Genomic DNA, 13,979 nt, shown 5'->3' with positions numbered 1-13,979 from the left:
ATGCGATTGACATCGACACTTTTTTTCCGTATGCAGATTATTATTTTGGTGGTGTTGACCTTACACTCATGCCGGCAAGGGGTAGGGCACGATGCCACTACGAGGCTCTCAGAGGTCATTCAATCGGTCGGTGATTTTTCGTTATATGATAGTAAAGAATATCCATTGGGTATCAGTGCAGATAGCATAAAGCAGAGACAAGCTCTTTTTGCCAAGGAAACCTTGGGGTATTTGGCAGATATCGATACATCGCAACTTTCTGAGACGGATCAAATTTCCCGGCAATTGCTACAATTCAAATTGCAGAACCAAGTTGATGCGTATGAATTCAATATGCACTTGAACCCCATTCAGGCCGATCAGGGCTTTCATTTGAACTTGAATTACCGCATCAAGCCCATTTTGAGCCGCAAAGATGCTGTGGTTTATTTGAATTTGCTCAATGATATACCCCGTTTTGTCGAAGAGCATTTTGTGCTGATGCGCAAGGGGGTTGAAATGGGAATTTCACAACCCAAAATCATTTTTGAGGGCTACGGGAGTACCTATCACCAGCACATTGTTAATGATTATCGCGATAGCCAGTTCTATGCGCCGTTCAAGCGATTGCCTGATGTACTTACCAGCGGTCAGAAAGATTCTATCTTACAAGCCGCCAAAAGAGCGATAGAAAAAAGCGTGGTGCCCTCGTTTTTGAAGATCAAGCACTTCTTTGAAGAAGAATATCTTCCCAGCACGCGCGAGGCCATAGGGGTTTCAGAAACCCCTAGAGGGGCTGAGTTTTATCAAAATAGAATTGATTATTATACGACAACCGATGAATATTCGGCCGAAGATATCCATCAAATCGGCTTGAAGGAAGTAGCGCGTATTCGCACCGAAATGGAAGACATTATTGCCAGGGTCGATTTCAAAGGTTCATTTGATGACTTTCTGGCGTTTTTAAGAACAGACGAGCAGTTCTATGCCGAGACGGGAGAAGAGCTTTTGATGCGTGCCCGTGATATTGCCAAAAAACTGGATGCGGAGCTTCCAAAATTCTTTAGTACCCTGCCCAGACGACCCTATGGCGTGAAGAAGGTACCTGATGCCATAGCCCCGAAATACACGGGAGGTCGCTATTCCCCTCCAACCGGTGACAACCAACCGGGCTACTATTTGGTGAATATATTTAAACTAAAGAGTCGCCCACTGTATGTATTGCCCTCTTTGACCGCTCACGAGGCCGTACCGGGGCATCACCTGCAAGGGGCACTCAACAGGGAATTGGGAGACAGTATTCCACAATTCAGAAAAAATCTCTTTTTGTCTGCCTATGGTGAGGGGTGGGCACTGTATACCGAGTTTTTGGGCAGTGAAATGGGTATCTATACGACCCCTTACGAAGAGTTTGGCAAGTTGACCTATGAAATGTGGCGGGCCTGCCGTTTGGTGGTCGATACGGGCATACATGCAAAGGGATGGACACGCCAAAGGGCGGTTGAGTATATGCTCGGCAATACCGCCCTGTCGGTACATGAGGTGAATACCGAAATTGACCGTTATATCGCTTGGCCGGGTCAAGCTATCTCATATAAAATGGGCGAGATGAAGATTCGCGAATTGCGTAAAAGGTCTGAGTTGGCGTTGGGGGGTGAATTTGACATCAGGGCCTTTCATACTATTCTGCTCGAACAGGGCACCGTCACACTGCCCATTCTCGAAGAACGGGTCAACAATTATATCAAAGCGAACAAGAAATAGTTGGGGGCCAAGTTTTCAAGTACGTGAACAGGCCCATGTCAACATGAAGAATCCCCTACAATTTTCCACTCACCGTTGATGCGCTTCAATACGATCATAAAAGTGCCGTTGGTGTCGCCGACATCGCGGGTCAAGTGATATTCGCCCATCACCCAATAGGCGTCCTCGCTTATTTTTGAAATATCGTGCAATGTAAATTTCAACGTACCGGTATGGGCCTTGGTGGGGTATCTTTCCTTATAGCTGTTGAGCATTGCCTGATATCCTCTTCGTATACCACTACTGCCAAAATAGGTGATGGAGTCTGATTGCTGATAGGCTTCCATAAAACGGTCAATATCGTTGTTTGACCATGCTTCTTCTTGCATGCTTAAAAGCTGCTTTATGGCCTGTAGGTCATCTTTCTCCCCGGTCTTTCCATGGCACGACAGCAACAAAATGCAGATCGGTACCAAAGCCACCATCATCATCAGCGTTTTCGAATGTGTTTTCATCAGGTATCAAAATTAAATCCGTTCGTAAAATATTGGTTGTATTTTCTACTGTTGAACTTATACAGAAAGGCTCCCTTTTTTGAGTTTGATTTGTCTTTTTCCTCCAATTTTATGAGAATGTTGAGCGACAAAACTTTTTTTCTGAAGTTTCTTGAGTCGATCTCTTTTTGATAGATCAGTTCATAGAGTCGCTGAAGCTGTGGCAGTGTAAATTTTTTGGGTAGCAGTTCAAAGCCCACCGGTTGCTTTTTTGCCTTTTCCTTGAGCATGTCCAAAGCATCGTTTATCATTTGTTGGTGATCGAGTATCATTGGGGGCAGGTCATCAAGTGAAAACCATTTGGCACCATATTGTTCCACAGACTTTTTATCGTGTTCATCAAGCCTGATAAGCGCATATTTGGCTATCGAAATACATCTATAGCCCGGATCTCGTTTGACATCACCGTAGGCCAAGGTTTGCTCCATGAAGATATCGGTCAGTCCAGTGGTCTGCTCAAGTACTCTTTCAGCCGCCACGGCTATGCTTTCGTCTAAGTGCACGAAGGTGCCTATCAACGACCATTCTCCTTTGAAAGGACTTAGTTTTCGCTGAAAAAGAAGTAGTTTCAGATCATTTGAATCATAACCGAAGACTATACAGTCTGTGGCTACGTACATTTTGTGGTCTTGACGATAAAAATCGTTGGGCGGGAAGGCAATCGTTGGTTTTTTATTTGGCACCATAATTTTAAATGTATAATTTACATTTATTATATTTGAAAAACAATCAATAAGACTTGAAGAATAAGAAAACTATTACTAAAACACAAAAATCAGGATTTTCTTTTGATTTACATCTACAAGTAGCTTCACCTGGCCGAATCAACTTGATCGGCGAGCACACTGATTATAACGAGGGCTATGTACTGCCGGCCGCGATCGACAAGACCATAATTTTCAGTTTTTCCCGCAACGGTTCCCGAAATAGGTGTACGGTACAGAGCATGGACTATGATGAGACACTTGTGATCGATTTAGACCATATTTCGAAAAGTACCGAGGGATGGCACAATTATATTCTCGGCGTGCTTCATGAAATAAAATTGAAAACCGATAAGGTCAAGGGATTCCACTGTCATATAGAAAGCCTTGTTCCCGTGGGTTCTGGTATAAGTTCATCTGCCGCCCTTGAGTGCGGACTGGCCTTTGGCCTCAACGAGCTTTTTCAATTGGGGCTCGAAAAGTGGGATATCATTAAACTTTCACAACGGGCCGAGCATAATTTCGTTGGCACAAAATGTGGCATTATGGACCAGTTTGCTTCGGTAATGGGCAAAAAAGATCATGTGATGTTGTTGGATTGCAAGACCTTGGATTTTGATTATATATCGATGAACATTGAACCCTATAAGCTATTGCTGCTCAATACCAATGTTTCGCACAATTTGGCCACAGGCGAATACAACACAAGACGCAGGCAATGTGAAGAAGGGCTTGCCATCGTTCAAAAACACTTTCAAGTAGAAAGCTCGCTTCGGCACGTGACAAGTGAGATGCTCGAGCATTGCAAGCAAGAAATGGGGCCTTTGCTTTACAATAGGTGCTCTTATGTGGTCTCAGAAAATGAAAGGGTGCTCAAAGCGGTAAATGCTTTGAAAAAAAATGACCTGAAAGAAGTGGGGCGATTGATGTTTGAGACCCATAGGGGGTTGAGCGAAGATTATGAAGTAAGTTGTGTCGAGCTTGATTTTCTGGTAGCCTTGGCCAAAGAGCACGAGGGCGTATTGGGTGCGCGTATGATAGGCGGTGGTTTTGGAGGTTGTACCCTAAACATTGTACAGGGAGATGGCATGGCCTCGTTTGTTGAAAAAGCGACCAAGGCCTACCAAGAACGATTTGGTATAGAACTTTCTGCATTTCAGACCTCGCTTAGCAATGGAACCCATATTCTCAAGAAATTTTGAAAATGAACATCAATACCGTTCCACATAGACGTTATAACATACTGACGGGTGAGTGGGTATTGGTCTCACCACACCGAACCAAACGACCTTGGCAGGGAAAACAAGAAAAACGACCTCAACTAGACAGAACGAAATACGACGAGCACTGTTACCTCTGCCCCAACAATGTTCGGGCCAGCGGGGTCAAGAATCCCAATTATGAATCGACCTATAGTTTCATCAATGATTTCTCGGCACTCTTGTCAGATACCAAAAAGGCCGAATATAATGATGGTCTGCTCAGGGCAAAAAGTGAAAAGGGCATTTGCAAGGTAATCTGTTTCTCGTCAGACCATTCGCTGACGCTGCCTTTGATGGATGTCATGGCCATTGAAAAAGTGATCGATCTTTGGCAAAAAGAGTACCTGGGCCTTGGGGCCATTGAAGACATCAACCATGTACAGATATTTGAGAACAAGGGAGGTATGATGGGATGCAGCAACCCGCATCCGCATGGGCAGATATGGGCCCAGTCTTCGATACCGCGTGAAGCAGAAAAAAAAACGAGGCAACAAAAATCATATTGGGACAAAACCGGCGGAAGCTTGCTTCAAGATTATCTGTTACAGGAATTGGACAAAAAGGAGCGGATCGTTGTAGAAAACAAAGATTTTTTGGCTTTGGTGCCCTTTTGGGCGATATGGCCTTATGAGGTAATGATAATCCCCAAAAAACACTATCAAAACATCGGTCAACTGTCAACTGATGAAAAAAAGAATTTTGCCAAGATAATAAAAGAGATCACGACAAGATATGACAATCTGTTCCTGACCTCCTTTCCCTATTCCTCGGGCATACATCAAGCCCCGACAGATGGTAGTGAACATGAAGAATGGCACTTTCACATGTCATTCTATCCTCCGCTTCTACGCTCTGCGACGGTGAAAAAGTTCATGGTGGGCTATGAGATGTTCGCAGACCCGCAGCGCGATATCACGGCTGAATATGCTGCCCAAGCCCTGAGAGATGCGTCAAATGTTCATTTCAGTTTAGACAGATTAACGGTTACCGAGATTGTGAATGCGGATGAAATAAAAGTGTCAGAAACCTTAACAGATGAAACGGTAAACTCAACTATAACCAAACAATAATACTGTAGTAGGTAGAACCGCTTTCAAGATCTGTTTGTCTTTTATTGAACTTTTTTTGAAATGTTCAATACAGATTCCCTTTTGATCAATTGGGTAGGCAACAATATTCCCTTTGGAGTATCGGCCGATGATATAATGCTAATTTCATCAAAAAGGAGTTTTAGCGCCAAAATGCCCAAATCTTCATCCTCTAAGTGCGAGATTGTTGACAAAGGGGTGTACAAAAGTTCTGAATAGGCTTCTTCATCATAGGAAACAAGGGATATTTGCCCTGGTATTTTCACTTTTTTTTCTTTGAATGCCTTGAGCACGCCAAGGGTAATTTGATTACCTGTAGAAAAGATTGCGGTAATCTTATTTTTTGAAATGTCCTTGATGATATGCTTGGCGTGGGTATAGCCATTATCAAAACCAAAATCTGAGCCCATGATCAAATTCTCATCCAATGCAATGCCGTGGTCAGATAGGGCCTTGATATAGCCGCCGACCCTTTGGTTGTTTGATGAGGTGCCGATGATACCTTGTAGGCAGGCAATCCGTCTATGGCCATTTTTGATTAGATGCTCGGTAGCTTTATAGGCACCCTCAAAGTCATTTGTGGAAACATAGGGCAAATCTACATTCTCAAAAAAACGGTCGATGACCACCACTGGGGTCCCTTCCTTTGATACTTTTAGAATATGTTCATGTTCTAGACCGATCGGTACGATAATGATACCATCGACCATCCAGTTCTGGAGCAATGAGAGAGATCGTTTTTCAATTTCAATATCATCATCACTATTGCACAAAAAAATGTTGTAGCCTTTGTTTCGGGTCTCTTTTTCGATTTTAGAGGCAATTTTTGCAAACCATGGGTTCGATATATCGGGTATGACAAGGCCAATGGTCGACGACTTTTTAAGCCGAAGGCTTTTGGCAATGTTATTGGGCACATAATTTAGTTTAATGGCCATTTCATGTACCGCATCAATGGTTTTTTCACTGATTCGATATTTTTTGCCGACCCCGTTGAGAACCCTGGAAACTGTTGAAACTGAGACGCCCAGTTCATCTGCGATCGATTGAATGGTGGAAGCTTTTTTACTCATTGAATGTAATGGGGGTTAATGAAAAAGATATTAGCTTTTATCTATACTTTTTTTGATTTAAAACGGGAAAAAAATAAAGTTAAACCGCAATTTTTTTTGGAAAGTACAAAATTTAAACTAATTTGCACAAACGTTTGACCAAAGAATCAAGCGATTTTTTTAAACTTTTTTGCGCAAACGTTTGTTCTAAAATTAAATTTTAAACTTTATGAAATGAAAGACAAGACTCTAGGTTTAACCTACCTTTTAATGGTTTTTGCTTATTTGGTCAATGCTCAGACCATTGGCGTAAGAGGTGTGGTCGTCGATAAAAATGATGTCCCATTGCCTGGTGCTTCCATTGTTGAAAAAGGTACCGCAAATGGTACGACTACCGATTTTGATGGCAATTTTGAGATTAGGATATCGGGGCCAGAAGCTGTTTTGACGATTACGTATATTGGCTATACCACCGAAGAGATCGTCGTTGGAAATCAAACCGATCTTTATGTTCGATTGAGCCAAGACGCCTCGAAGCTGGATGAAGTGGTGGTCGTGGGGTACGGTACCCAGCGAAAATCAGATGTCACGACTTCAGTGGCGTCCTTGAAGGCCGAGGCCATTCAAAACGAGACAACGACCAATTTTACTGAGGCCATAGCCGGTAAGTTGGCAGGGGTGCTCGTAAGACAGACCACGGGTGAACCCGGCGGAAACTTAAATATAAGGGTAAGGGGGGCTTCCTCCATAACGGCTGGCAACAATCCACTCTTTGTGGTTGACGGTGTGCCGCTCTCAGACGAGACGAATACCCAAACCTTGATCGGTGGTTCTCGAAATGGAGTTTTGGAACAACCCACAAATCCGCTGGCTTCGATCAACCAAGAGGATATTGAATCGATCGAGGTCTTAAAGGATGCTGCCGCTGCCGCCATATACGGATCCAGGGGTTCTAATGGCGTGGTGATCATAACGACAAAGCGGGGCAAGTCGGGTGACCCCAGTGTGTCATTGACCACAAGGGCCGGTTTTAGTTCGGTCATAAACAAAATCGACTTGCTGAATGCCTATGAATTTGCTGAATTGCACGCAGATGCCAAGAACAATGCCTATTTAGATTTGGTGCCAGGCGCCAGCATTACCGATGACAATGCCACACGATTGGCCAATGGGCAGCCCCAATTAAGGATTCCCGAAGAACTTGAGCCCTACTTGCAAGGTGTTGAAGGGCTTACCGATACAGACTGGCAAGATGAGATCTTCAGAAACGCCCTGAACCAGAATTATACCTTGACCATACAAGGGGGGTCTTCAAAAGCAAGCTATTTTTCATCATTGAATTACAACAAACAAGAAGGTATTGTGATAGGGTCTGAATTTGAACGTTTTTCGGGAAGATTGAACATTAATGGCAATCTATCGGAAAAGATCAAGTACGGCATTCGTTTGAACCCATCAAGAATCAATCAAGATTTGGTCAATACCGCCGGATTTATCTTTAACGAAGGGGTAGTTGCCTCAGCTTTGGCACAAGCTCCTATCTTTCCTGTGAGAAATCCTGATGATACGTTCAACATTGGAATTCTTGATTGGACTTTTTTAAGTAGAAACGTTTCGTCAGAATTTGTGGGGAACCCAGTGGCAATTGCCGATCAGATCAGTGATGAACAAGTCACCACTAGAATTTTGGGGAATGGTTTTCTTGATTTCGAATTCTTGCCCAACCTTACCTACAGGATCACCGCGGGGGCGGAATCAAATGAGAGCAGGAGGGATTTTTATCGCCCCTTGGCCTTAGAAGCCACCCCATTCTTTTTACGGTTCAGCCCCGATGCCGTTTCGGTATCGACAAGCTCGACAAACTGGCTTATTGAAAACACCTTGACGTACAATAATCTTTTTGGCAAACATAGCCTTAACCTATTGGGAGGTTATACGGCGCAAATGGAAAGTATCAAGTTGACAAATTCTGAAGGAAGGGGCTTTGCCAATGATTTGGTGCCCACTATTAGTGCGGCCAGCATCACGGCTTCTGAAACCTTTGAGGAAGAATGGTCGTTGCTTTCAGTTTTGTTCAGGGCCCAATACGCCTATGACAATAAATATTTTGCAACGGTTACCGTTCGAAGTGATGGTTCGTCTAGATTTGGAAGCGGCAATAAATGGGGAACCTTTCCATCGGCCTCACTCGGGTGGAGACTTTCACAAGAGAACTTTTTAAGGGAAAACAAGACCATTAACGAACTGAAATTAAGGGCGAGTTACGGTGTGACGGGTAACTTCCAAATTCCCAACTATGGCTCCATAGGGCTTTTGGATCAAGCAAGTTACGTCACCGGCAATAATAATATAGTTGGCGGGTTGAGCCAGACTACATCGGCTAACAACGATTTGAGTTGGGAGCGTACGGAGACATTTGACATTGGTTTAAATGCAAGTCTCTTCAACAATTTTGTCACATTGGAAGCCGACTATTATCGAAGCGAGACATCAGACCTTTTGTTAAATGTAAATGTGCCCAGTGTCTCTGGGTTTACCAACCAGTTGCAGAACATTGGCAGGGTAGAAAACAAGGGCTTTGAATTTACGTTGGGGCTCCAGAAAGATTTCGGAGACTTTGAATGGCAATCTTCTTTCAACTTTTCGACCAATAAGAATGAAGTATTGGAACTCGGGCCTGAAGGGGATCCCATTTTTGCAAATGGTGGAAGGGGCCTTGCCTTCATTACAGAAATCGGTAGGCCGATAGGGTCGTATTACGGACTTAAGGTAGAAGGCATATACAATACTGAAGATGAAATCAACCAACACTTGTCTACCGATAGCGGTACTTCCCGGCCCGGTGACTTTAGGTTTGAAGATGTCAACGGAGATGGTCGTATCAATGATGATGATAGACAGGTCATCGGAGACTACCAGCCAGACTTCACCTATGGCTTTTCCACATCGTTCAAGTATAAAAACGTTGATTTGAGCATAGCGTTGCAAGGGGTTGAAGGCAATGAAGTATTGAACACCATCCGTTTTTATACGGCGATACCCCAAGGCGGTATCAATGGGGTCGCAGACCTCAAAAATCGATGGAGGTCACCAGAAGACCCTGGAAATGGGCGTGTGCCAAGGGCCAATCTGAGAACGACCGGAAACAATAGGGAAGTTTCCACATACTATCTAGAAGATGGTTCTTACCTAAGAATTCAAAACATTACCCTTGGCTATACCGTGCCCAAAACGTTGATGGACAATCTTGGGCTTGACCATGCACGTATATTTCTTGCGGCCCAGAATCCATTTCTTTTCACTGATTATACAGGATATAATCCTGAGGTAAACAGTAATCCGACCAACCAACTCGCCCAAGGGGAGGATATCGGAACGTATCCGTTATCAAGGACTATTTCGTTGGGCCTCAACCTTAACTTTTAAATTAAATTGTCATGAAAAGTATACGAACATATTTGATGCTAACGATGATGGTCCTCATGGTTTCTTGCAATGAAGACTTTATTGAGCTTGCACCCATTTCACAGGGAAATGTGGAGAACTTTTTTCAGACCCCTGAAGATTTTGAAGCAGCTATAATTGGTGCGTACGCTAATTTGCAGAGTCCTGACCAGTATGGTAGCAACGATACCCGTTTTGGGGGCAGCTTTTATACGATGATGGAGGTAAGGGCCGACGATGTCGCAAATGGTGATGTTTCAGGAGTCGGATTTCAGGTTCTTGAGGTCGACACTTTTGTCGATAATACGCTGAGTGGAATAATAGAAGGGGCTTGGAACAGCACATTCAAATCAATATTCGATGCCAATATCATCATTACCAGGATCGAGAACGCTGAATTCGATGGTGATTTGAAAAATCAATATATCGGAGAGGCAAGGTTCTTGAGGGCGCTGGCCTATTTCAATGCGATAAGGTTATGGGGCGATGTGCCATTGATCTTAGAGGAAATCACTCCCCAAGAAGCCGCTGAACTTACCAGAAATACAGTGGCCGATATCTATATTGAAATTGAAAATGATCTAGAGTTTGCTGTACAAAACCTACCCGCTACATTTAGTGGTCAAGAAGGTAGGGCCACATCTAACGCGGCGAGGGCGCTCTTAGGAAAGGTTTATTTGACCCAACAGAAATGGGCAGAAGCCTCCACTGTACTTAACGCGATTGTGCAAAGTGGTGATTTCACGCTATTGGAAAATGTGGGCGATGTGTTTGCCATAGACAATGAACTGAACGATGAGATTATCTTTTCCATTCGATTTTCCAACCTAGATGATGTAGGCCACCAGGGATTTGGACAACCTGATTATTCAGCACTACTTCCTTTTTACGATGCAGCCGATGCGAGGTTACCGTTGTTGGATCCGGTCATGAACGCCAATGGAACCTATCCGGCGAAACAAGCTGAGGACGGAGATCCGCCATTGGGAAGGGACTTTCCGTTGATGCGATATGCAGATGTTGTTTTAATGCTTGCAGAAGCCTTGAACGAAGTTGGATATGAAGCGGATGCAACGGCTTTTGACCTTTTGAACAGTATCAGAAGCAGGGCCGGGATCAATGTTTTGTCAAGTACAGATCTTCCCGACCAGCAAAGCTTTCGTGATGCCGTGTACCTCGAGAGAAGGCTAGAACTTCCACTTGAGCTACAGCGATGGTTCGATTTGTTAAGACAGAATAGGGCCATTGAGGCCCTTGCCGAAGTAGGGGTGACCGCACAGACCTATCAGTTGCTTTATCCTATTCCACTGAATGAAATAAATGTGTACAATGACGAATCACAGTTTCCACAGAACCCAGGCTATTGATTTTGATGACTAAATTATTTGAGTTAGTTGCATTTAGTTAGGGCGGCAGAATTTTCTGCCGCTTTTTTATTTAATAACTTTTGGTTTTCGGCTATACGATTAAATAAAGAAAAACTTGGAAAAATCTATAATTACTAATAATTTTGCACAAACGTTTGTTCTATTATAAATACAGACGGCTAATTTTCATAGAGGACTATCAATGCCGATTTATGTGAATAACAATAATTACTTAAGAATATTAGCGGTGGCATACAGGCGAGAAATATGTAGAGGAGTATTACAGCCTGTTAGTTGATTTCTCAAAAATTGCTTGATATGCCAAATCCTTTCAAAAAAGAAAACAAAAATCTGAACATAACATGAAAAAACAATATTTGATTTTCCCTTTCTTGGCTGTACTACTAATTTCTTGTGAAAAAGATGATGAAAACATGCTAGGGCTGTCCGATTTCGAAGACACAAAAGAATTGATGTCGATAAATGATATCGACCTCAATTCTTTTGTCACCTTGTCAGAGGGGCTTGAAAAGCCCAAATCGATGAAAGAATATTTTAACGCTGATGAAGCAGCTGTGACGTCTGAAAACTATTTGCTGGTAGGTCGAGTGGCTCCAAAGATTCGGGGCAGGAAACTTGTGAAGTGGAACCACACTGGTTCTATGGGAAAGCCCCAAAGTTCACACGATATTTTCAGGTATGGCTCCTGGATATTGAATAGGCTGAAAGGAACCATAAACATTCCAGTTAACCTTACCAATGAAGATTTGAATAAGCGTTTTGTTTTTCAGGTCACATGGGCAGGATGGGGAGAGAAAACCTTGGTGGACATCTTAGTAAACGATCAAGAGGTGAAGAATGGACAGGCTGTATATGGCAGCGCTTGGGGAAATCCAGGAAAAGTTCAATTCGCTTTGTCGCCGATATTGCTTCAGGAAGGGGAGAATACCATAACCATTAGGCTCAATGAAAAATCCAAAAAGGTCCTTTTTCTGAAGAACGTTGAACTTTTGGCGGATGACTCGTTTGGCTTGTTTTACTCCATACCCGAGGAAGGAGCTACGAATGTTAGGCTCTACGAGACAATGTATTTGGTTTTTACAGAAGACATTACAATTGGTCCCGACTCAAAGATTATCATAAGGCCCCAAACAATTGAAGATGATTTTGATATTTATTATTATACCAAGGAAATAACTCTCATCGAGACTTTTGTGCATAGAGGTAAAGTTATTAGTCTTCCCATGTGGCTCTTTTATTGGCGTAGTGATCAAAGGCCGGTTTTAAGGAATATGGAAGTTGTGGCTGAGGGTATTCATAGTGCCTCATCTAACGCTATTGTATCAGGCCCCATTCTTACTTTTACTACGGGCGAAGACTGATTAGCGATAGTGAAGGCACAACACGAAAGAGATTTTTAAAAGAAATTTTAATCTATACTAATTACTCTAGGTACGAATTAGTAAAGGAAATTTGCCTATTATCTAAAATATACCCACCACTCAAAAAGAAAACGTGATTTGAGGGAATGAAAAAGATACTTCCCTGATGATGCCATATTTACATAAGAACCCTCTGGGGGGTTTTTATTGGATTTCGAAGAGCGGCATATCTCGGGAACGTGTAATGGAACTGCCCCTAGAGTTGCACCGTTGGTTTGATTTGTTGAGACAGAATAGGGCCATTGAGGCCCTTGCTGAAGTAGGGGTGACCGCGCAGGCCTATCAGTTGCTTTATCCTATTCTACTGAATGAAATAAATGTGTACAATGACGAATCACAGTTTCCACAGAACCCAGGTTATTGATTTTCATAACTAAATATTTGAGTTAGTTGCATTTAGTTAGGGCGGCAGAATTTTCTGCCGCTTTTTTTGTTCCTCTTTTTGGGCTGCAAGGCCACAAAATGAAAGCTTCAAGCTTGCGTAATAGCAAAAAAACCATATCTTTGAACAAACGTTTGTGCAAAATATATTCTTTTAATTTTTTCAAATAATAGCTACTATGCCTAAAGTATTGTTTATTGGTGAATCTTGGTTTACCTACTCCGTACACCAAAAGGGATTTGATACCTTCCACACTTCTGAATATGTTGAGGGTGGGACGGATTTCATCCGTAAGATTACCGAGATGGGAATGGAGGTCGATTATGTTCCCGCACACAAAATTGAAACTGAAGTTCCAGATACGGTGGCCGGGTACAAAAAGTATGATGTGGTCATCATAAGCGACGTGGGGGCGAACAGTTTTTTGTTGGGCAGGCGAACATTTGCTGAATCAATTGTAGTGCCCAACAAATTGGAAGCCATAAAAAAATATGTAGGTGAGGGGGGTAGTTTATTGATGGTCGGCGGATATATGTCCTTTACCGGTATTGATGCCAAGACACGGTATGGTGAATCGCCGTTAAGAGATTGCCTTCCGGTGAAGATGTTGCCAAATGATGATCGGGTAGAACTGCCACAAGGCATCGTTCCTGAAAAAGTGGGTGACCATGACATAACCAAAGATTTGCCCAAACATTGGCCCAACCTTTTGGGCTACAACAAGGTAATCGCAAAAGAAAATACCGAGACGTTGGCAATTGTCGGTGAAGATCCCCTATTGGTGATCGGGGCGTACAAAAAAGGAAAGTCTGCCGCATTTACATCAGATTTGGCTCCCCATTGGGCTCCTAGGGAATTTGTTGATTGGGTAGAATATCCAAACTTATGGAACAAATTAATAGGCTGGTTGACCTCAAAGGATTAAATTAAACTCACTATAAAAATAGTTTGGGGAAAGGGCA

General features: G+C 43.0%; 11 protein-coding genes. 8 read left to right on the top strand and 3 right to left on the bottom strand.

Going from position 1 to position 13,979, the window contains the following annotated elements:
- Positions 1-1,743, top strand: a complete 1,743-nt coding sequence (locus L0P89_RS01090) for a DUF885 family protein (protein ID WP_235266560.1) — start codon at positions 1-3, stop codon at positions 1,741-1,743.
- Positions 1,744-1,781: 38 nt separating this feature from the next.
- On the opposite strand, the gene L0P89_RS01085 is transcribed toward L0P89_RS01090, so the two are convergent.
- Positions 1,782-2,237, bottom strand: coding sequence for a YybH family protein (locus L0P89_RS01085; RefSeq protein WP_235266559.1), 456 nt, complete (start codon positions 2,235-2,237; stop codon positions 1,782-1,784).
- Positions 2,237-2,896 carry an NrtR DNA-binding winged helix domain-containing protein gene (locus tag L0P89_RS01080; RefSeq protein WP_235266558.1) on the bottom strand — a complete coding sequence of 220 codons (660 nt, stop codon included), beginning with the start codon at positions 2,894-2,896 and terminating at the stop codon, positions 2,237-2,239. The genes L0P89_RS01085 and L0P89_RS01080 overlap by 1 nt, the downstream gene beginning before the upstream one ends.
- Before the next feature lie 119 nt (positions 2,897-3,015).
- On the opposite strand from L0P89_RS01080, the gene galK reads away from it, so the two are divergent.
- Together galK and L0P89_RS01070 are read left to right on the top strand one after the other, a co-directional pair.
- Complete coding sequence (gene galK, locus L0P89_RS01075) at positions 3,016-4,182, top strand: galactokinase (protein WP_235266557.1); 1,167 nt, start codon at positions 3,016-3,018, stop codon at positions 4,180-4,182.
- Between the two features lie 2 nt (positions 4,183-4,184).
- Positions 4,185-5,312, top strand: coding sequence for a UDP-glucose--hexose-1-phosphate uridylyltransferase (locus tag L0P89_RS01070; protein ID WP_409557557.1), 1,128 nt, complete (start codon positions 4,185-4,187; stop codon positions 5,310-5,312).
- A gap of 41 nt (positions 5,313-5,353) precedes the next feature.
- On the opposite strand, the gene L0P89_RS01065 is transcribed toward L0P89_RS01070, so the two are convergent.
- On the bottom strand, positions 5,354-6,403 hold the full coding sequence (locus tag L0P89_RS01065; RefSeq protein WP_235266555.1) for a LacI family DNA-binding transcriptional regulator: 1,050 nt from the start codon (positions 6,401-6,403) through the stop codon (positions 5,354-5,356).
- A gap of 213 nt (positions 6,404-6,616) precedes the next feature.
- Here L0P89_RS01065 and L0P89_RS01060 point away from each other — a divergent pair, with 213 nt between their 5' ends.
- From L0P89_RS01060 to L0P89_RS01040, 5 genes are all read left to right on the top strand, one after another.
- The gene (locus tag L0P89_RS01060) at positions 6,617-9,808 is read left to right on the top strand and encodes a SusC/RagA family TonB-linked outer membrane protein (RefSeq protein ID WP_235266554.1); all 3,192 of its coding nucleotides are present in this window, start codon (positions 6,617-6,619) and stop codon (positions 9,806-9,808) included.
- Between the two features lie 11 nt (positions 9,809-9,819).
- Positions 9,820-11,193 carry a RagB/SusD family nutrient uptake outer membrane protein gene (locus L0P89_RS01055; RefSeq protein WP_235266553.1) on the top strand — a complete coding sequence of 458 codons (1,374 nt, stop codon included), beginning with the start codon at positions 9,820-9,822 and terminating at the stop codon, positions 11,191-11,193.
- A 362-nt stretch (positions 11,194-11,555) separates the two neighbouring features.
- Entirely contained in the window at positions 11,556-12,575 is a 1,020-nt protein-coding gene (locus tag L0P89_RS01050; protein WP_235266552.1) for a hypothetical protein, read from the top strand.
- A 166-nt stretch (positions 12,576-12,741) separates the two neighbouring features.
- Positions 12,742-12,999 (top strand): RagB/SusD family nutrient uptake outer membrane protein, encoded by a 258-nt coding sequence (locus L0P89_RS01045; protein ID WP_235266551.1) that lies wholly within the window; start codon positions 12,742-12,744, stop codon positions 12,997-12,999.
- A gap of 196 nt (positions 13,000-13,195) precedes the next feature.
- Positions 13,196-13,942, top strand: coding sequence for a glutamine amidotransferase (locus L0P89_RS01040; RefSeq protein WP_235266550.1), 747 nt, complete (start codon positions 13,196-13,198; stop codon positions 13,940-13,942).
- Positions 13,943-13,979: the final 37 nt, after the last annotated feature.

This window comes from Muricauda sp. SCSIO 65647 (genome assembly GCF_021534965.1).
Classification (GTDB): Bacteria; Bacteroidota; Bacteroidia; order Flavobacteriales; family Flavobacteriaceae; genus Flagellimonas_A.
The sequence above is the reverse complement of the archived record's forward strand: the minus strand, read 5'-3'. Positions and strand labels throughout refer to the sequence as shown.

Excerpts from the sequence above, each read along its gene's own strand:
- L0P89_RS01060 (WP_235266554.1), top strand. The coding sequence starts at position 6,617 with ATGAAAGACAAGACTCTAGGTTTAACCTACCTTTTAATGGTTTTTGCT.
- L0P89_RS01085 (WP_235266559.1), bottom strand. The coding sequence starts at position 2,237 with ATGAAAACACATTCGAAAACGCTGATGATGATGGTGGCTTTGGTACCG.
- L0P89_RS01065 (WP_235266555.1), bottom strand. The coding sequence starts at position 6,403 with ATGAGTAAAAAAGCTTCCACCATTCAATCGATCGCAGATGAACTGGGC.
- L0P89_RS01090 (WP_235266560.1), top strand. The coding sequence starts at position 1 with ATGCGATTGACATCGACACTTTTTTTCCGTATGCAGATTATTATTTTG.
- L0P89_RS01080 (WP_235266558.1), bottom strand. The coding sequence starts at position 2,896 with ATGTACGTAGCCACAGACTGTATAGTCTTCGGTTATGATTCAAATGAT.
- L0P89_RS01055 (WP_235266553.1), top strand. The coding sequence starts at position 9,820 with ATGAAAAGTATACGAACATATTTGATGCTAACGATGATGGTCCTCATG.
- L0P89_RS01050 (WP_235266552.1), top strand. The coding sequence starts at position 11,556 with ATGAAAAAACAATATTTGATTTTCCCTTTCTTGGCTGTACTACTAATT.
- L0P89_RS01040 (WP_235266550.1), top strand. The coding sequence starts at position 13,196 with ATGCCTAAAGTATTGTTTATTGGTGAATCTTGGTTTACCTACTCCGTA.
- L0P89_RS01045 (WP_235266551.1), top strand. The coding sequence starts at position 12,742 with ATGATGCCATATTTACATAAGAACCCTCTGGGGGGTTTTTATTGGATT.
- L0P89_RS01070 (WP_409557557.1), top strand. The coding sequence starts at position 4,185 with ATGAACATCAATACCGTTCCACATAGACGTTATAACATACTGACGGGT.